Below are 19,031 nucleotides of genomic sequence, written 5' to 3' on the forward strand. Positions count from 1 at the left end.
CGGGGAGAGGTCGAAACTCAAGCACCAGCTTGAGTTTCGGGTGAGGGGGGACTCTCCGCAAGCACGCTTGTGGAGACAGCCCCTCACCCCGCCCCTCTAAGAGCGAGCTTCGCTCGTCTCGACCCCGCAAGAGCGGGGCGAGGGAGAAGAAAAATCAATCCTTCGGCCGCAGCTTCTCGATCTCGGCATCGCTGGGCAGATAGTCCGAGCCCTTGCGATAGGCGGTGTCGACCATGATGCCCTTGCCGTCCTTCAGCGCGGTCTTGCCGGTGAAGGCGCCCAGCGTCGACTGGTGATCGATCTTGCGGAAGGTGATCTCGCCGAACGGCGACGGCATCGAGATGCCTTCGGCCGCCGCGATCAGCTTCTCCGGATCGCTCGAACCTGCCTTGGCAAGGATCGCCGCCGCCGCCTTGATGGTCTGATAGCCGACGATCGAGCCGAGCCGCGGATAGTCGTTGTACTTGGCCTGATAGGCCTTCAGGAACGCGTCATGCTCCGGCGTCTTGATCGCGTACCAGGGATAGCCGGTGACGATCCAGCCCTCCGGCGTCTCGTCCTTCAGCGGATCGAGGTATTCCGGCTCGCCGGTCAGGAAGCTCACCACGGTGCGGCCCTTGAACAGGCCCCGGGTGTTGCCTTCGCGCACGAGCTTGACGAGGTCGGCGCCGAAGGTGACGTTGAGGATCGCTTCCGGGTTCGCCGCCGCAACCGCCTGCACCACCGGGCCGGCGTCGATCTTGCCCTGCGGCGGCCACTGCTCGTCGACCCACTGGATGTCGGGCCGCTTCGCCGACATCAGCTTCTTGAACACCGCGACCGCCGACTGGCCGTATTCATAGTTCGGCGCGATCGTCGCCCAGCGTTTTGCAGGCAGTTTTGCGGCTTCTTCCACCAGCATTGCCGCCTGCATGTAGTTCGACGGACGCAGGCGGAACGTGTAGCGGTTGCCTTTCGACCACGTGATCGCGTCGGTCAAAGGCTCAGCCGCAAGGAAAAACACCTTCTTCTGGTTGGCGAAGTCGGAAACGGCAAGGCCGATGTTGGAGAGGAACGTGCCGGTGAGCATCGCGACGTTCTCGCTCGACACCAGCTCGTTGGCCGCGGTCTGCGCGTCCGCCGGCTTGCCGCCGTCGTCCTTGGAAACGACAACGAGCTTCTTGCCGCCAATACCGCCGGCGGCATTGATCTCCTCCACCGCCAGTTGCCAGCCCTTGCGATAGGGCTCGGTGAACGCCGGCAGCAAGGAATAAGAGTTGATCTCGCCGATCTTGATTTCGCTCTGCGCCATGGCCTGCGTCGTCATGGCGCTCGTTGCCATGGTCGCGACCGCGATCGCCAATCCCGCCCCTACGAAATAACCACGCATCCCGTCCTCCAGTTTTTCTTCAAAGAGATTATCGCAATCCGTCTTCGCCCTTGATCTCGCCGACCGTCAGCCCGCCGACGCGCGGCAGCGGCCGGCCACTGTCGGTCACCGCAACCGCGACCATGATCTCGTTGGCCCGCGGCGCGTCGTTGATCTGCACTTCCATGCCGTCGAAATGGCTGCGCACGAAAGCCGCGTCCTTGTGCCCGAGCGGAATATCCAGCGTGGTGCCGGGCCCCGAGCGCTTCTTCGACGACGGGATCAGCGCTGCGCCCTTCGACAGCACCTTGCGCACCGGCGCGCCCATCTTGGGATGCAGGATCGCCGCCGCATGCTCGAGCTCGCCATTCTCGCCGACCGCGGCGGCCTTGCCGTAGCTGTGCGCCTTGGCGCCGTCGATCCCGAGCGCGGCGACGGCCCGCTTCGAGAGCAGTTCGCCGAGTTCCTCGCCGATCACGATCAGCGGCGACAGGTCCTCGACATAGCGGCCGGCAAAGGGGTTTTCGATCACGGCGATCGCGGCAGCACGCCTTGTCGGCGGTGCGATGGTCTTGCCCATCTCCAGATGGGTCTCCTCGACCACGGTGACGATCTTGCGAATGACGGCGCTCATCTTGCCTTGCTCCCGGTCATGCCCGCAGCATGTGTTCTGTCGTTCTTCTCTGTAGCGCGTGCGACGCCGGCGCTCCGTTCCCAATTGCACCGACAAGCCGCGTTTCGCCCAGTAGACGCAATGCCGCGCCCTCGATCAATCCCGACATCAGGAGGTCGCGCGCCCGCGCCGCCCCCGCCTCGAGCGCCTGTTCGACCTCGTGTTCCGCCAGCCGCCCGACATCGCGGGTCACCAGCCGCGCGCCGAGGTCGCTGTCGGGCTGCAGCTCGCTCGCCTGAACGCGCAGGATCGCGGGATGATTGGGCAGATCGACCGCATTGGCGATCACCGTCGCCGCGGCATCCGCCTGCGACGCCGTCCGCGCCAGCACGGTGACGGCATCGGCAATGCCGAGCGAGAAGCTGCGGCCGTGGCGGCCACTGGTCGCGATGCCGCGGACCGGCGTGTCGGCATCGACCGTCATGGTGCGCATCACGCCATGGCGGTCCGGCCGGTCCATCAAACCGACGGTGAATTGTTCGCCGTCGCCGAGATGCAGGGCAATGTCGCCGCCGTTGTTGACATAGGCACTGTCGAGCGTTGCGGCCTCAAGCATCGCGCCCAAAATTTCCTCGGCGACCGAGCCCGCAACCGCTGCCATCGGCGTGATGAAGCAATCGGCGGCAAACGGCGCGACCGCCGCATGCATGCGCTGTGCGACCACACCTTTCAGCGTGCACCCGCCCGGAGCGGCTGCGCTGCGCAGTTCGGCCAGTTCCGCGCAGAGTTCGTCGAGCAAGCCGGTGAAGCGCTCGACCGCGGCCTGATACGCGGTACGAATGTCAGCATCGCCGCCCTTGGCCTCGATAACCAGATCAATCGGACCGTCCTGCAAATGCAGCCGCTTGCCGTCAGGAAGAAGCGCGATTTGCGGGAGCCTGGAGCGTCTTCCGTTCCGATGGAATCGGAACGGGGCTCCAGATTCCTGTTTTGACGCGTTTTCTTTGCGCGAACCGGTATCCACTTCGCTGGAAAACGCTCTGGTCATGCGCGCCGCCCGGGGAGATACGGCATCGGCCGGACCTCGGCGCTGTCCCGCAGCGACGACAGCGGCCGGACATAGTCCATGTGGCCGCCGAGTGCCGCGTAATCCGACAGCTTCATCGTGAATTCGATCGGCGCCACCAGCGCCGGGGTCGGCACATAGCCGAAGGCGCCGGCCGGCATCTGCGTGACATCGACCATGAAGGTGATGCCGCCGCCGGGCCAGACATAGACCGGTGCGCCGCCGCTGGTCACCCGCGTCAGCGCGTCCTTCACCGAGCGCGTCAGCCGCACCGGATTGTCGGTGACGCCGGCGCGCAGCGATCCGCCCGCGCCGCCCATGAACAGCACGGTGCACAGCGCCGGCTCGCAATTCTCCTGAATGCGCTCGACCGAAAATTTGAGGTCCGCCGGCATCTCGGTCTCGATCGGCTTCAGCACCTCGTCGAGCACATAATAAGAAGCATGCTCGCCGGTGGTCGAGACCATCAGCATGGTGAGCCCGGGCCGCGCCTCCTTCGCATTGAAGGGGCCGAGGATCGACAGCGGATCGGAGATATTGGTGCCGCCCCATCCGGTGCCGGGATCGGCGACCTGGAAATAGCGGCCCGGCGTCGAGCGGCGGCCCTTCATCTTGATGCCGGTGTCGGCGATGTCGAGCAGCTTGCCGGCCTGGTGCTCGCTGAGCACGCCGGTGATGTGGTCGTCGACCACCACGACCTCGTCGACCTTGCCGTGCCATTGCTTGGCGAACATGCCGATGGTCGCCGAGCCGCAGCCGACCCGCATGCGCTCTTCTGCCACACCATTGACGATCGGCGGCCTGCCGGCCTGCACCACGACGGTGGCGCCGCCGTCGATCGTCAGCTCTACCGCCTTGCAGTTGGAGAGATCCATCAGCGTGTCGCAGGTGACGCGGCCCTCCTTCTTGGAGCCGCCGGTCAGATGATGCACCCCGCCGAGCGAGAGCATCTGTGAGCCATATTCGCTGGTCGTGACATGGCCGACCGCCTCGCCGTCCGCGCGCACGATCGCGGTTTCCGGGCCGAGATAGCGGTCGGTGTCGATCTTCACCTTGACCCCGCAATACGAGAAAATGCCTTCGGTCACCACGGTGACCATGTCGACGCCGTCGACTTCCGACGACACGATGAAGGGCGCGGGCTTGTAGTCCGGATAGGTGGTTCCGGCGCCGATCGCGGTGACGAACAGTTCGGGTTGGCGGACGATCTTGCCGTCCCAGTCGCCGCTCACCTGGAACGGAACCAGCTTGCCGCCGTGCGACACGGTGCGCTCCAGCACGACATGCGGATCGACGCGCACCAGCGTGCCGTCATGATTGGCATAGCGGTCGCAGGCGCCGGCCGCGCCCGGCTTGATGTAGCACATCACCGGACAGGCATCGCAGCGGATCTTGTCGCCGGCGGCGACGGTCATTGTGTCAGCCATCGTGACCAAGCCTGGACTTGTTGCGGCGGTCGATCATACTGCCCTCCGCCTCCCATGCATATCGTTCGTATACGAATGATCCTGCGCGCGAGCCCGGGAGCTGTCAAGCGGCCTTTGCAATCAAACCCTGCCCTTCGCTTGCGCACCCTGTTCATAAAGCGGGCACGCGCTGCAGCGCGGCATGCCGCCGCTTGCACGTTTGTATACAAACGTTATCCTCGTCAGCGATCCGACGCTGACGTTGCAGCGCAAAACATCAGGGGAGAACCGGGGCAATGCGCCTGACCGTGAACGGCAGGAATCATGATGTCGACGCCGCTCCCGACACCGCATTGCTTTACGTGCTGCGCAACGACCTCGAATTGAACGGACCGAAATATGGCTGCGGGCTCGGCGAATGCGGCGCTTGCGCGGTGCTGATCGACGGCGTCGCCGCGCGCGCCTGCGTGATTCCGATCGAAGGCTGCGCGGGGCGCAGCATCGTCACGCTCGAAGGCCTCGGCAGCCGCGAGCATCCCGATCCCGTGCAGGATGCCTTCATCCGCGAACAGGCCGCGCAGTGCGGCTATTGCCTCAACGGCATGATCATCACCACCAAGGCCTTGCTGGCGCGCAATCCAACTCCGTCCGAGCATGAGGTACTGGAGGCGCTGCGCTACAACCTCTGCCGCTGCGGCGCGCATATCGAGATCGTCCGCGCGGCGATGCGCGCGGCCGGTCACGCGCTCGAGGCGCGCGATTGATGGTCGACGCACGGGCTCCCGAGCAACGCCGGCGCGGCTCGCTGTCGGTCGTCCGCCCTGCGGTGCTGGGCGCGGAAGGCGCGTTCGAGACCTTCATCACCATCACGGCCGACGGCACGATCAATGCCTATAATGGCCATGTCGACCTCGGCACCGGCATCCGCACCGCGCTCGGACAGATCGTTGCCGAAGAGCTCGACGTCTCCTTTGCCCGCGTCGTCGTGATCCTCGGCAACACCGCCGTGGTGCCGAACCAGGGCGCGACGATCGCGAGCGAGACCATCCAGATCACCGCCGTTCCCCTGCGCAAGGCCGCCGCGCAAGCGCGACACTTCTTGCTCGCACGCGCGGCCGAGCGGCTTGAGCTGCCGGCGAGTAACCTCACGATCGAGGACGGCCTGATCCGCGGCCACGACAACCGCAGCATCACCTATGGCGAGCTGATCGCGGACGAGACCATCCGGCTCGAGCTCGCGGAAAACGTTCCGGTCAAGGCCGTGAGCGCCTATTCGGTCGTCGGCAAGTCGGTGCCGCGCGTCGACGTGCCGGCGAAGGCCACCGGCGAGCTCGTCTATGTCCACGATGTGCGCGTGCCCGGCATGCTGCACGGCCGCGTGGTCCGCCCGCCTTACGCCGGCGTCGATACCGGTCCGTTCGTCGGCACCAGCCTGATCGCGGTCGATGAAGCTTCGGTGCGCGATATTCCGGGCCTCGTCGCGGTGGTGCGGATCGGCGATTTCGTCGGCGTCGTCGCCGAGCGCGAGGAGAATGCGATCAAGGCGGCCGCGCAGCTCAAGGTGAGCTGGAAGCCGGGGCCGGCGCTGACCGATCTTGCCGACGTGGAGCGAGCGCTGCGCGCCAATCCCTCGACGCCGCGCCAGCTGATCGACAAGGGCGACGTCGACGCCGCGATCAAGGCGGCCGACAAGCCGATGCAGCGGACTTATCTCTGGCCCTACCAGATGCACGGCTCGATCGGCCCGTCCTGCGCGGTTGCCGATTACACCGAGGGCGCGATCCGGGTCTGGTCCGGCACCCAGAACCCGCACATCCTGCGCGGCGACCTCGCGCTGCTGATCCAGCGGCCGGAATCCGAGATCGACGTGATCCGGATGGAGGCCGCCGGCTGCTACGGCCGCAACTGCGCCGACGATGTCTCCGCCGATGCATTGCTGCTGTCGCGCGCGGTCGGCCGCCCGGTGCGCGTCCAGCTCACCCGCGAGCAGGAACATGCCTGGGAGCCGAAGGGCACCGCGCAGCTGATGGACGTCAATGGCGGGCTCAACGCCGACGGCAGCGTTGCGGGTTACGATTTTTCGACGCGCTATCCCTCGAACGGCGCGCCGACACTGGCGCTGCTGCTCACCGGGCGGATCGCGCCCGAAGCGGCGGTGTTCGAGATGGGCGACCGCACCGCGATCCCGCCTTACGATTTCGAGAACATGCGCGTGGTCGCCAACGACATGCCGCCGATCGTGCGCGCGTCATGGTTTCGCGGCGTCTCGGCGCTGCCGAACACCTTTGCGCATGAATCCTACATCGACGAGCTTGCGGCGGAGGCCGAGGTCGATCCGATCGAGTACCGGCTGCGCTATCTCAGGGATAAGCGCGCGATTGATCTCGTCAACGCGGTCGCCGAGCGCGCCGGCTGGACACCGCGCCCGGTGTGGAAAGAGCCTGAGGCGGACGGCGATATCGTGCGCGGCCGCGGCTTTGCCTATGCGCTCTACGTGCACAGCAAGTTTCCCGGTTACGGCGCGGCATGGTCGGCATGGATCGCCGATGTCGCCGTCAACAAGGCGACCGGCGATGTCAGCGTGACCCGCGTCGTCGCCGGCCAGGATTCCGGATTGATGATCAATCCGGAGGGCGTACGGCACCAGATCGAAGGCAACGTGATCCAGTCGACCAGCCGCGCGCTGATGGAGGAAGTGTCCTTCGAGCGCGGCGCGGTGACGGCGCGGGAATGGGGTGCCTACCCCATCATCAAGTTTCCTGAGCTGCCCAAGATCGACGTGCTGATGCTGCCGCGGCAGGACCAGCCGCCGCTCGGCGTCGGCGAGTCCGCCTCGGTGCCGAGCGCCGCCGCGATCGCCAACGCGATCTATGACGCGACCGGCGTGCGCTTCCGCGAATTGCCGTTCACGCCAGAGCTCATTTTGAAGGGATTGCGCGGCGAGCAACCGGTCGCGCCCGCCCCGCTCTCGCCGCCTGCGCAAACCGCTGACCGCAACAGATGGCAGAATCCGTTTGCAAAGCGCGGCGGCGTGCTCGCCGGCATTGCCGCACTCTGCGCAGCGGCGATCGGCATCGGCGCGGCCGTGCTGCCGTGGCGCGCGATCGCACCGATCGCCCGGCCCGACGCCTCGGTCTATTCCGCTGCGACGATCGCCCGTGGCAAGGAGCTTGCAGCGCTCGGCGCCTGCGCCGTCTGCCACACCTCGGAGCACGGTGTCCTGAACGTCGGCGGTCGGCCGCTGGAGACGCCGTTCGGCACCATCTTCACCACCAACATCACACCCGATGTCGACACCGGCATCGGCGCCTGGTCCTATCCCGCGTTCGAGCGCGCGATGCGCGAGGGCATCCATCGCGACGGACACCACCTCTATCCGGCGTTTCCGTACACGCACTTCGCCAGGACCAGTGATGCCGACCTGCAGGCGCTCTATGCCTATCTGATGGCGCAGGCGCCGCGGCGCGCCGAGACGCCGGCGAATACGCTTGCCTTCCCGTTCAATTTTCGGCCGCTGCTCGCCGGCTGGAATGCGCTGTTCCATCAGAGGCAGGCATTCCAGCCCGATCCATCGAAGTCAGCGATCTGGAATCGCGGCGCCTATCTGATCGAAGGTCTCGGCCATTGCAGCACCTGCCACTCGCCGCGCAATGCGCTCGGCGCCGAGCGGCAAAGCGCCTATCTCGCCGGCGGCTTCGCCGAGGGCTGGGAGGCACCGGCACTGACGTCGCTGTCGAAAGCGCCGATCCCCTGGAGCGAGGACGAGCTCTACGCCTATTTGCGCACCGGCGAGTCCCGCCTGCACGGCGTCGCCGCGGGCCCGATGGCGCCGGTCGTGCAGGAGCTCGCCGCGCTGCCCGACCAGGACATCCGCGCGATGGCGGTCTACCTCGCCTCGTTCAACGAGACCACCGATCGGCCGGCCCACGATGCCATTGCCGCGAAGCTCGAAGCCGGCACCGTCGTCACCACCGCGGCCTCGGCGGGGGCGCGGATCTATCAAGGCGCCTGCGCGGTCTGCCATGAGGTCGGCGGCCCGCCGCTGTTCGGCAGCCGGCCGTCGCTGGCGCTGAACAGCAATCTGCACAGCAACGTGCCTGATAACCTGATCCAGGTGATCCTGCACGGCATCGCCAAGCCGGCCGTGACCGATCTGGGCTACATGCCGGCATTCAAGGACAGCATGAGCGACCGCCAGGTCGCCGAGCTCGTCACCTTCCTCCGGCGGCAATTTGCGCCTGATAAGCCGGCCTGGGCCGATGTCACCGCCACCGTCGGCCGTATACGGCAGACCATAGCGCGCTGACCTGCCATGTTCCGCCCGATACCCACTGGGCGGGCGGCGCCCGGCAGGCTAAGGTTCCCGCATGACCGTGACAGATATCGCGACCCGGACCTACAACCACGGCTGGCGGCTCGACCCGATCGTGCGCAGCCTGCTGGACACCGATTTCTACAAGCTGTTGATGCAGCAGATGATCCGGGAATGCTATCCGGACACCCGCACGACCTTTTCGGTGATCAACCGCTCGACCCATATCCGGCTTGCCGAGGTCATCGACGAGGCCGAGCTGCGTGCCCAGCTCGACCACGCCCGCACCATCCGCTTCACCAAGAAGGAGCTGATCTGGCTCGCCGGTAACACGTTCTACGGCAAGACCCAGATGTTCTCGCCCGACTTCATCAACTGGCTCTCGACCTTCCGGCTGCCCGAATACGAGCTGCACAAGGTCGACGGCCAGTACGAGCTGCATTTCCACGGGCCGTGGACCCACACCACGATGTGGGAGATCCCGGCGCTCGCGATCCTCAACGAGCTGCGCTCGCGCGCGGCGACCAAGACCTACGGCCGCTTCGCGCTCGACGTGCTCTATGCGCGCGCCAAGGCCAAGCTGTGGGCCAAGGTCGAGCGGCTGCGCAAGCTGGACGGCTTGCGGCTGTCCGATTTCGGCACACGCCGCCGCCATGGCTTCCTCTGGCAGCGCTGGTGCGTCGAGGCGGTGAAGGAAGGTCTCGGCCCCTCCTTCACGGGAACGTCGAACGTGCTGCTCGCGATGGACAACGACCTCGAGGCGATCGGCACCAACGCGCATGAACTGCCGATGGTCGCCGCCGCGCTCGCCAATGACGACGAGGCGCTGCGCTGGGCGCCCTATCGCATCCTCGATCAGTGGCGCCACACCTATGGCGGCAACCTGCTGATCGCGCTGCCCGATGCCTTCGGGACAAAACCGTTCCTGCGCGACGCGCCCGATTGGGTCGCCGACTGGACCGGCTTTCGTCCCGACAGCGCGCCGCCGATCACGGCCGGCGAAGAGATCATCAAATGGTGGAAGCAGAAGGGCCGCGATCCCAAGGAGAAGCTGCTGGTGTTCTCCGACGCGATGGATGTCGGCTCGATCGAGGAGACGTTCCATCATTTCAAGGGACGCGTGCGCGTCAGCTTCGGCTGGGGCACCAACCTCACCAACGATTTCGTCGGCTGCGCGCCCGACGGCACCGCCGAACTCGACCCGATCTCGATCGTCTGCAAGGTGACGTCGGTCGACGGACGCCCGGCCGTGAAACTCTCCGACAATCCGGAGAAGGCGACCGGCATCCCGTCCGAGGTCGAGCGCTATTTGCGCGTGTTCGGCAATGTCGGCCGTGTTCGCACCGCAGTTCACGTCTAAACCGGCACAGATATCACTCCATCGACTGACCTGACGAGTTTCGCATGCCCGCACCCAAGCCGCCAGCCTTCGAAACCCTGAGCCTGCACGCCGGCCAGCGCCCCGATCCCGCGACCGGCGCGCGCGCGGTTCCGATCTATCAGACCACGTCCTACGTGTTCCAGGATGCCGATCATGCCGCGGCGCTGTTCAACCTGGAGCGTGCCGGCCACATCTACACTCGCATCTCGAATCCAACGACGGCCGTGCTGGAAGAGCGCATCGCCGCGCTCGAATGCGGCGTCGGCGCGATCTGCACCGCCAGCGGCATGGCCGCGATGCATCTTGCGATCGCGACGCTGCTCAATGCCGGCGACCACATCGTCGCCTCCGCCTCGCTCTATGGCGGCACCATCAACCTGCTGGCGCACACGCTGCCGCGGTTCGGCATCACCACGACCTTCGTGAAGCCGCGTGCGCTCGACGACTTCCGCGCCGCGATCAAGCCGAACACCCGCCTCGTGATCGGTGAGACCATCGGCAATCCCGGCCTCGAGGTGCTCGATATCCCCGCGGTGGCACAGATCGCGCACGATGCGAAGATTCCGCTCTTGATAGACAACACCTTCGCGACGCCCTATCTCAGCCAGCCGATCGAGCTCGGCGCCGACATCGCGATGAACTCGGCGACCAAGTGGATGGGCGGCCACGGCATCGCGATCGGCGGCGTCATCGTCGACGGCGGGCGGTTCGACTGGCGCGCCTCCGGCAAATTCCCGCAGCTCACCGAGCCCTATGCCGGTTATCACGGCATCGTCTTCGACGAGCAGTTCGGCAAGGCCGCCTTCATCATGCGCGCCCGCACCGAGGGCCTGCGCGATTTCGGCGCCTGCCTGTCGCCGACCAATGCGTTCCAGCTGCTGCAGGGCATCGAGACGCTCGGCGTCCGCATGGACCGTCACGTCAGCAACACCCATGCGGTGCTGGACGCCCTCGCCGCGAACAAGGCGGTCGACTGGGTGCTGCATCCGTCGCTTGAGACGCATCCGGACTACGCGCTGGCCAAGAAACTGCTGCCGCGCGGCGCCGGCTCGATCGTCAGCTTCGGCATCAAGGGCGGCCGCGCCGCCGGCAAGAAGTTCATCGAGTCCCTGAAGCTGATCAGCCATCTCGCCAATGTCGGCGACGCCAAGACGCTGGTGATCCATCCCGCCAGCACCACGCATCAGCAGATGGACGCCGAGCAGCTCAAGGCCGCCGGCATCGGCGAGGAGCTGGTGCGGCTGTCGGTCGGCATCGAAACCGCGCAGGACATCATCGACGATCTCGGCCAGGCGCTACGCGCCTCGCAAAGGACTTAGGGCCATGCAGCTTTCCGTGAACGGATCAGACACCTTCATCGCGACCGGCGGCAAGCCGTTCGATCCGTCGCTGCCGGCGGTGGTGATGATCCACGGCGCCGGCTTCGATTCCTCGACCTGGGCGCTGCACAGCCGCTGGTTCGCCCATCACGGCTTTTCCGTGCTGGCGCCGGACCTGCCGGGCCATGGCCGCTCCGCCGGCAAGCCGCTGCCGACCATCGCGGAGATGGCTGACTGGATCGCCGCGTTGATCACGGCCGCCGGCGCATCGAAGGCCCGGCTGATCGGCCACTCGATGGGCTCGCTGATCGCGATCGAAACCTCGGCGCGGCATCCCGACAAAGTTTCAGGCATCGCGCTGATCGGCACCGCCGCGACCATGACGGTCGGCCCCGATCTCCTGAAGGCCGCCGAGGCCAATGACGTCGCCGCGATCGACATGGTCTCGATCTGGGGCCTCGGCTTCAAGGCCGAGCTCGGCGGCAGCCTCGCGCCGGGCCTGTGGATGCATCAGGGCGCGCAGCGGGTACTGCAGGAGGCGAAGCCGGGCGTGCTGTACAACGACCTCAACGCCTGCAACGCCTACCAGAACGCACTCACGGCTGCTGCCGCGGTCAAGGTGCCCGCGACCTTCGTCCTCGGCGAACGCGACATGATGACGCCGGCCAAGGCCGGCAAGACACTCGCTGCCGCGACGCCGAACGCCCGCACCGTCGTGCTGCCGGGTGCCGGCCACATGATGATGGTCGAGCAGCCCGACGAACTGCTGGCGGCGTTGCGGTAATATCCTCGCGCTCAACGCTCACCCCTCATCCTGAGGAGCGCGGAACGCGCGTCTCGAAGGATGAGGCCACAGTCAGGGCCTCGTGGTTCGAGACGCCGCGGAGCCTGTCATCGGGCCGCGCTTTGCGCGGACCCGTTGGCGGCTCCTCACCATGAGGGTCTGATATCAAGGCGCACCCCTCAGCCGGCTCCGATGCTCTCGCATTCGAAGTGCCCTTTGCTGCCATCACCCCAAAATATCGAAAACAACCCCATGCAAAGGAGCAGGGCGGCCGCCGGCACCCGGACAAGCAACTTGACGTGTCGGGCAAATCAGCGATATCTTCTATTATTCCGAATTTCTGCGAGCGTCCCGCTGCCTGCGCAACAGTGTACGCGTCCGTCGCGATCGCGGCCGAAAATTCTCACCCACCATGCCACTGCAAGGCGACTTGGCGGATAAGCACGCGAACCGTATCAATGACCAATGGCGGGCCGCGTTCCGGTGAATCGACGCGGGTCCGGAGGACGTGGAGATGATCGACAATCACGAGCCAGGGCGTGTACTCATAAATCGAAGCGGCTCGGATCACACGCGTTGGGTGTCTGCTATGGCCCTGACAGGAGCGCGAAAGCGGACATTGTCGAAAGTCCGAGAGGGGCCATGAGCAGAACTGCAAGTAGCTGCCGTTACGCTCACCACGTGTAGCGCACGACGCCCTTGCCGGCGTAGGAGCGCGTGACGTTGGAGAACTCACCCTCGAAGGTCGCCGCCGCCGACCAGCCGTTCAGCCATTTCTTCTCGACCGCGGCGGTCACCAGTGCGGAGTCGGACGCCATCGCTGCGCCGTTCACGACAAAGCTGGCGCCCGGCAGCGTCTGGAATGTCGCGGCGATGCTCCGATCCGGATTGAAGCCGTGTGCCCAGGCGGCGCGGCCGCGCAAGGTGAGGATGCCGTCCGGCATGGCGAAGGATTTGTCGGCGCGCAGGCCGAGCTCGCTGCGCGTATCGGTGACGCTCTTCGAATTATAGGCCAGCGCAAAGGTGTTGCTGCCGACGATCGCCTGCTCGGAGTAGGTCGGCAGGTCGAAGGTGGTGAACTGCCCGGCCGCATATGGCGTGATGCCAAAACCCTGCGCGACGAAGCGATAGCCGCTCTCGACACGCCCCGACCAGGCATTGGCATTGAACTGCGCGCGCAACTGATCGACGCCGGCCACCGTGACGAAACGATCGGTGGTGATGTCCTGCCAGCCATAGGCAAGCGCGCCGGTGATATAGGCCGGCCCGACATTGTGCCGGATGAAGCCGCCGGCCTGGAACAGGTCGGAGCGGCCGCTGCCGAGATTGTTGACGCTGAAATTGGTGCCGCCGCCGGCCAGCGCGAACCCCGCGATGGTGTTCGGCGAGAAGCGGTAGTCGGCGCCGACGGCCACGCCATAGACGCTGCTCCGGGTATCGTTGGAGCCGACGACCGTATTGCCGTCGGTCCGCTGCGATCCGCCAAAACCGGCCGCCCACACGCTCCAGCGCTGCTCGAAGGAAGGCTGCAGCGGTGGCGCCTTGGTGTAGAGCGCAGCGTAAGCGTCGCGCTCGCTCCTGGCGCGGCCACTGCCCTTGGCGGCATAGGCCATGCTCTCGTCGGCATAGGCATTCGGACTTCCGCCCCCACTGATGGGATCGCCGCGCCCGGTGATGAAAGGATCGCTGATCACGCCCATGAACTGGTTCATGGCGTTGAACGTCGTCTGCTGCGCGCCGGTGCCGATCTCGCCGGACAGCTGCGTCAGGCCTGCCGGCGTTAATGCGCCAAACACCAGCGGAATGCCGCCGGTGGTATTGAAGAAATTGATCAGCGCGTTGCCGACGTTCCGCTGGTTGACGTTCAAGCCGCTGCCGAAGTCCGGCGGCGTTGGACCGTTCGGCGGCGTAAAATTGAGCGCAAGATCGAGATAGGCGTTGTTGCCGTCGTAGCTCAGGCTCGGGGTAAAGCCCGACGGAAGGTTGGTGTTCACCAGCGAACTGAATGTGCCGATCACGCCGCCGGTGGCATTGACGATCGTGTATTGTTTGGCGACGTAGGTGCCAGCCGCAAACGTCGCGCGCACGGTGGCGCCACCGAGCGTCGCCGTGCCTGCCACATTGGTGCGGTCGGCGCTCGCCGGCGAGACCTCGACCAGGTAGCTCGCAGCCGACGTGAACACCAGATTGCCCTGCACGGTCAGCGTGCCGATCGAGTTGCCGGGCGCCAGCGTGCCGCCATTGATCGTGGTATTGCCCACCGTGCCGCTGCCGCCGAGCGTAGCACCGGCGTTCACCGTCAGGGCCGAACTGGCGATCGAGCCGTCCACGATCAAGGTGCCGCCGTCGACGGCGGTCGCACCGGTATAGGTGTTGACGCCCGCGAGCGTCAGTGTGCCCGTCCCGGTCTTGGTGAGCGAGCCGCCGCTGCCGCCGCCGAAACCTCCATCCTGCAGAACGCCGGAGAATGTGGTCGCCAGGTTGTTGCCGCCCGCCTGCAGGTTCTTCGAGCCGAGGCTGATGGTGCCCGCACCCTCGATCGAGCCCGCCGTGATGCCGGCACTGGTGAGCAACGACAGATCGATGCTCCCGCCCGCGCCGTTGATGAGCCGCGCCGTGCCGCCCGTGCTCGTATTGACGAACCGAAGGCTGCCATTGTTGGTGATGGTGGCGTTGCCGGCCGTGCTGGTGTCGAAAAAGCGGAGGAAGGAGTTGCTGGTGATGGTGGCGTTGTCCGCCGTGCTTGTGTCGGAGAAGAGCACGACGAAGCTGCTGGTGATGGCGGCGCTGCCCGCCGTGCTGCTGTTGGAGAATGTCAGGCTGCCGTAGCTGGTGACGGTGGCCTTGCCGGCGCCGCTGGTGTTGAGGAAATTGACCATGGCGCCGGCGTTGTTGGTGATGGCGGCGTTGCCGGCAGTGCTGGTGCCGTTAAAATTGAGGCGGCCGTTATTGGTGATGCTGCCGCTACCTGCCGTGCTGGTGTTGAAGAACTGGGTGAGGTTATTGTTGGTGACGGTGGCGTTGTCGGCCGTGCTGGTGTCGCGGAATCCCAGGGTACCGCTGTTGGTGATGGTGGCGCCGCCGGCCGTACTGCTGTTCCTGAAATTCAGGAGGGAGCCGTTGGTGATGGTGGCGCTGCCCGCCGTGCTGCCGTTGCGGAATTCCACAATTCCCAGGGTGTTGGCGATCGTGGCGCTGCCCGCCGTGCTGGTGTCGGCGAAAAACAGGACGCCGCTGTTGGTGATGGTGTTGGCGATGGAGGCGCTGCCCGCCGTGCTGGTGTTGAAGAAACCAACGGTGCCCTGGTTGGTGATGGTGGCATTTCCGGCGCTGCCGGTGCTGGCGAAATTGACCGTTGCGCCGGTGTCGTTGATGATGGTGGCGCTGCCGGCCGAGCTGGCGCCGGCGAAACCGACGCTGCCGGTAACTGTGTTGGTGATGGCGGCGCTGCCGGCAGTGCTGGCGCCGTTGAAGTTGAGGCTGCCGTTGTTGGTGATGCCGGCGCTGCCTGCCGTGCTGGTGTCGAAAAACTGCGTAAGGGCGTTGTTGGTGAGAGTGGCGTTGCCAACGGTGCTGGTGCCGTGGAAGTTGAGTACGCCCGCGCCGTTGTTGGTGATGACCGCGGTGCCGGCCGTGCTGCTGTCGTTGAACTCGATACCGAAGTTGTTGGTGATGGTGGCACTGCCGGCCGAGCTGTTGTTGAAGAAGGACAGGTTGGCGAGGGAGTTATTGATGGTGGCGGTGCCGGCCGTGCTGGTGCCGAAGAACTGGATGATGCTGTTGTTGGTGATGCCGGCGTTACCAGCAGTGCTGGTGCCGTTGAAGTTGAGGGTGCCACCGCCGTTGTTGATGATGGTGGCGTTGCCGGCGCTGCTCGAGCCGTTGAAGTTGAGAATGGTGTTGTTGGTGATGCTGGCGCTGCCGGCCGTGCTCGTGTTTGCAAACGAAAGGCCGCCGGCGTTGTTGGTGATCGTGGCGTTGCCGGCGGTGCTCGTATCGGCGAATCGAAAATTGTAGTTGTTGATGATGGTGGCGTTGCCAGCGCTGCTCGAGTTGAAGAAGTCGAGGTTGCTGTTGTTGGTGATGGTGGCGTTGCCGCCCGTGCTCGTGTTGAAGAATTGAAGTTGGGCGCCGCTGTTGATGTTGATGGCGGCGTTGCCGGCGGTGCTCGTATCGAGGAACCGAACGGTGCCGTTGTCGGTGATAGTGGCGTTGCCGGCGGTGCTCGTGCCGGAGAAAAGAAAGATGGCGTTGTTGGTGAAGCTCGGTGCAGATGCGGAATTGTTGACGATGCCGGTGCCGGTGACGGTCAACGTAGTACCATTCCCCTGAAGGATAAAACTGTAGGCCGGCACGCCTGCGCCGAACTGGATCGTGTTGATCGATGTACTGGCGCTGATGGTCACCGAGGTGGGGGCGCCATTGTTGGCGAAGGTCGCGCTGCCGTCAGGAACGGTCGGCGTGGAGCTCCAGTTGACGCCCGTGGTCCACTCACCCCCGGGGCCGTTCCAGGTGCCGTCGACGGCTTGCGCGGCGTCCGGGGCAAACATCGCGATGACGCCGAGGCACGTCGATGCGAGCAGCGCAGCGCGCAATGCACGCCTGCACGCCCGGCGCTCCGATCGCAGCATCCTGCCGTGGTCGGCCACCGGCAGATCCTGAGCTGACGCCCGCCCCCTGAAAACGACAACCCTTGAGGAGACCACGATGGAAATGAACGCGGACAATTGACGCTCAAGCATTCTCGCTTCCCCGAGCAAACTTTTGAAAAACCAGCCAACGCGGGAAATATAGGCAAGGCGACAGACTCGGGATGTAGCCGGGTTGCAACAGCAACCGATGACACCATTTGCTGAGCGACGCTTGCTCCCAGCGCGGACCGCGAAACGACCTGAACAAATCTCCAATTCCCCCAGCCAATCCGCGACTTGCAATCTTTGGCGCGACCGCACTGAGGTCTGCGGCCGGAGAGGTTGAGCCGCGGGAATGAGACACTGGATCAACAGAATGAGACGCCTTGCAAACCGAGAGCTCGCGCGGCACGCTGAGCACAGAAATCAAATGGAGAGTTCCTTGAAGCGGTCGGCGACTCGGATGCGTGGCAGGATGCCGTCTCAATTCCGCTTGGACCTGTCAGTCGCGCCGGGCAACGCGCGCGAATTCGATCTCTGGCGCGGCGGCATGTCTCCTCTATTCGCGCTGGACGCCGCGGATGCTGAGGCGCGCTCCTCCTTCGCGGTCCAAATGACCAGCTATCAGTTTGCGGACGTCGCCATCGTCTCCGGCCGTTCGTCGGCCGCCACGTTTGAACGGACGGCGCCGTTGATCGCGCGTAGCGGCGTCGACAACATCTCGCTCGTTGTCTACGCGGAAGGCGGATGTGCGTTCGACGCCGAGGGACGCGCCGCCGAGGTTCGCGCCGGAGACGTTTGTTTTCTCGACCTGTCGCGCCCCAGTTCCCTGCGCTCTCCCAACTACGAGAGCCTCACACTCATACTGCCGCGCGATGCGCTTCAACCGTACCTCGCCGACCTCGACGGCCTTCACGGACGGGTGCTGCAAAAGAAGAATCCGCTGAACGCGATGCTGGTCGGTCATCTTCAGACGTTGTTCGCGGAAGCCTCGGCGCTGAGTCTGGCGGATGGCCGCGCGGCGGTGAACGGAACCGCGGCGCTCATTGCCGCGTTCGCGGGACCGTCGGCCAACGGTCGGGACGTGATCGCGCGGTCCGAATCCGCCGCATCGATGGTTAGCTTCCGGCGATTTATCGAGGCGAACCTGCATGACCCGGAACTGGGACCGGAGTTCATATGCCGCAAGCTTGGCGTATCGCGCGCGAAACTTTATCGAACGTTCGAACCGATGGGCGGCGTTAGCTCTTATATCCAACAGCGTCGATTGGGGCGCGCGCATCAATTGATCACAGATCCGGCGCACGCCCACCAGCGCATCGGCGTCATCGCTGCTCGGTGCGGTTTCGGCAGCATCTCGGTGTTCAGCCGCGCTTTTCGCCAGGCCTTTGGCCTGCCTCCCACGGAAATGCGCGAAGCACTTGAACGCGCCGAATTTGCCGATGTCGTGTTTTCCGGCGAGGCCGGTTTCGGGACCATGAGCCGCTGGCTTCTCGGCCTCGACACAGGTGGGCGCTGAACCGCCCTCGCTTTCCGCTTCCAGCGGCGCGGTTGCCAGCCCGAAAAGTTCGGCGTCCGCTCCAGGGTCACAAGCGGTAAAGCTCAGGACGACCACAAGATTTCCGCTTCGCCCCCCAAGACCCGACATTTTGCGCGTTTATGGGCACACGCCCGGCCTGGTCGGTCCACACGGATCGTGCAGCCAAAAGCGCTTACGCGCACGGCCACGCAGGCGATCGGAAAGAATTTCCAAACGGCTGCTTGCGGCACGCGTCGGACGGCGAAGGCGCTGTTTGGCGGAAGATGCCGCGACGCCGAACGCCCGCACCGTGGTGCTCGCTGGTGTCGGCCACATGATGACGGACGAGCAGCCCGACGAGCTGCTGGCGGCGCTGCGGTAATATCCTCGCGCTCAACGCTCACCCCTCATCTTGAGGAGCGCGTAGCGCGTCTCGAAGGATGAGGCCACAGTCGGGGCCTCGTGGTTCGAGACGCCGCGGAGCCTGTCATCGGGCCGCGCTTTGCGCGGACCCGTTGGCGGCTCCTCACCATGAGGGTCTGATATCATTCGAAGTGCCCTCGGCCGCCACGGCCGCTGGGACGTCGGAGACCTTCCTTGGAAGGTGAGCGCCCCCAAAATGTCGAAAACAACCCCATGCAAAGGAGCAGGG

At 65.4% G+C, this 19,031-nt stretch carries 11 protein-coding genes; 6 read left to right on the forward strand and 5 right to left on the reverse strand.

Annotated features, from left to right (window positions below; genetic code table 11):
* Positions 1–154: 154 nt before the first annotated feature.
* From AKL29_RS18665 to AKL29_RS18680, 4 genes are read right to left on the reverse strand one after another with little or no spacing between them, the layout of a single operon-like run.
* On the reverse strand, positions 155–1,369 hold the full coding sequence (locus AKL29_RS18665) for an ABC transporter substrate-binding protein (RefSeq protein WP_028334370.1): 1,215 nt from the start codon (positions 1,367–1,369) through the stop codon (positions 155–157).
* A 28-nt stretch (positions 1,370–1,397) separates the two neighbouring features.
* Positions 1,398–1,982, reverse strand: a complete 585-nt coding sequence (locus AKL29_RS18670; RefSeq protein WP_050385143.1) for an amino acid synthesis family protein — start codon at positions 1,980–1,982, stop codon at positions 1,398–1,400.
* 16 nt (positions 1,983–1,998) lie between these two features.
* Positions 1,999–3,009, reverse strand: a complete 1,011-nt coding sequence (locus AKL29_RS18675) for a UPF0280 family protein (protein WP_050385144.1) — start codon at positions 3,007–3,009, stop codon at positions 1,999–2,001.
* Positions 3,006–4,454: a hypothetical protein gene (locus tag AKL29_RS18680; protein WP_050385145.1), complete on the reverse strand. Its 1,449-nt coding sequence runs from the start codon at positions 4,452–4,454 to the stop codon at positions 3,006–3,008. The genes AKL29_RS18675 and AKL29_RS18680 overlap by 4 nt, the downstream gene beginning before the upstream one ends.
* A gap of 275 nt (positions 4,455–4,729) precedes the next feature.
* On the opposite strand from AKL29_RS18680, the gene AKL29_RS18685 reads away from it, so the two are divergent.
* The 5 genes from AKL29_RS18685 to AKL29_RS18705 all read left to right on the forward strand — a co-directional run bounded on the left by AKL29_RS18685 (position 4,730) and on the right by AKL29_RS18705 (position 12,229).
* The gene (locus AKL29_RS18685; protein ID WP_050385146.1) at positions 4,730–5,197 is read left to right on the forward strand and encodes a (2Fe-2S)-binding protein; all 468 of its coding nucleotides are present in this window, start codon (positions 4,730–4,732) and stop codon (positions 5,195–5,197) included.
* A complete protein-coding gene (locus AKL29_RS18690; RefSeq protein WP_050385147.1) occupies positions 5,197–8,739 on the forward strand; it encodes a molybdopterin cofactor-binding domain-containing protein in 3,543 nt (1,180 codons plus the stop codon). Before AKL29_RS18685 ends, AKL29_RS18690 begins: the two co-directional genes overlap by 1 nt.
* A gap of 61 nt (positions 8,740–8,800) precedes the next feature.
* Positions 8,801–10,105, forward strand: coding sequence for a nicotinate phosphoribosyltransferase (pncB, locus tag AKL29_RS18695; protein ID WP_028334374.1), 1,305 nt, complete (start codon positions 8,801–8,803; stop codon positions 10,103–10,105).
* 44 nt (positions 10,106–10,149) lie between these two features.
* Complete coding sequence (locus tag AKL29_RS18700) at positions 10,150–11,445, forward strand: O-acetylhomoserine aminocarboxypropyltransferase (RefSeq protein ID WP_028334375.1); 1,296 nt, start codon at positions 10,150–10,152, stop codon at positions 11,443–11,445.
* Between the two features lie 4 nt (positions 11,446–11,449).
* A complete protein-coding gene (locus tag AKL29_RS18705) occupies positions 11,450–12,229 on the forward strand; it encodes an alpha/beta fold hydrolase (RefSeq protein ID WP_050385148.1) in 780 nt (259 codons plus the stop codon).
* 674 nt (positions 12,230–12,903) lie between these two features.
* On the opposite strand, the gene AKL29_RS45055 is transcribed toward AKL29_RS18705, so the two are convergent.
* A complete protein-coding gene (locus AKL29_RS45055) occupies positions 12,904–16,878 on the reverse strand; it encodes an autotransporter outer membrane beta-barrel domain-containing protein (RefSeq protein WP_244482156.1) in 3,975 nt (1,324 codons plus the stop codon).
* A gap of 457 nt (positions 16,879–17,335) precedes the next feature.
* Here AKL29_RS45055 and AKL29_RS18715 point away from each other — a divergent pair, with 457 nt between their 5' ends.
* On the forward strand, positions 17,336–18,379 hold the full coding sequence (locus AKL29_RS18715; protein WP_160321761.1) for a helix-turn-helix domain-containing protein: 1,044 nt from the start codon (positions 17,336–17,338) through the stop codon (positions 18,377–18,379).
* Positions 18,380–19,031: the final 652 nt, after the last annotated feature.

This window comes from Bradyrhizobium pachyrhizi (assembly GCF_001189245.1).
GTDB classification, from domain to species: domain Bacteria; phylum Pseudomonadota; class Alphaproteobacteria; order Rhizobiales; family Xanthobacteraceae; genus Bradyrhizobium; species Bradyrhizobium pachyrhizi.

Bases quoted from the DNA above. Each gene is read 5' to 3' on its own strand.
- AKL29_RS18700 (WP_028334375.1), top strand. From the start codon at position 10,150: ATGCCCGCACCCAAGCCGCCAGCCTTCGAAACCCTGAGCCTGCACGCC.
- AKL29_RS18715 (WP_160321761.1), top strand. From the start codon at position 17,336: ATGCCGTCTCAATTCCGCTTGGACCTGTCAGTCGCGCCGGGCAACGCG.
- AKL29_RS18680 (WP_050385145.1), bottom strand. From the start codon at position 4,454: ATGGCTGACACAATGACCGTCGCCGCCGGCGACAAGATCCGCTGCGAT.
- AKL29_RS18705 (WP_050385148.1), top strand. From the start codon at position 11,450: ATGCAGCTTTCCGTGAACGGATCAGACACCTTCATCGCGACCGGCGGC.
- AKL29_RS18665 (WP_028334370.1), bottom strand. From the start codon at position 1,369: ATGCGTGGTTATTTCGTAGGGGCGGGATTGGCGATCGCGGTCGCGACC.
- AKL29_RS18690 (WP_050385147.1), top strand. From the start codon at position 5,197: ATGGTCGACGCACGGGCTCCCGAGCAACGCCGGCGCGGCTCGCTGTCG.
- AKL29_RS18675 (WP_050385144.1), bottom strand. From the start codon at position 3,009: ATGACCAGAGCGTTTTCCAGCGAAGTGGATACCGGTTCGCGCAAAGAA.
- pncB (WP_028334374.1), top strand. From the start codon at position 8,801: ATGACCGTGACAGATATCGCGACCCGGACCTACAACCACGGCTGGCGG.
- AKL29_RS18685 (WP_050385146.1), top strand. From the start codon at position 4,730: ATGCGCCTGACCGTGAACGGCAGGAATCATGATGTCGACGCCGCTCCC.
- AKL29_RS18670 (WP_050385143.1), bottom strand. From the start codon at position 1,982: ATGAGCGCCGTCATTCGCAAGATCGTCACCGTGGTCGAGGAGACCCAT.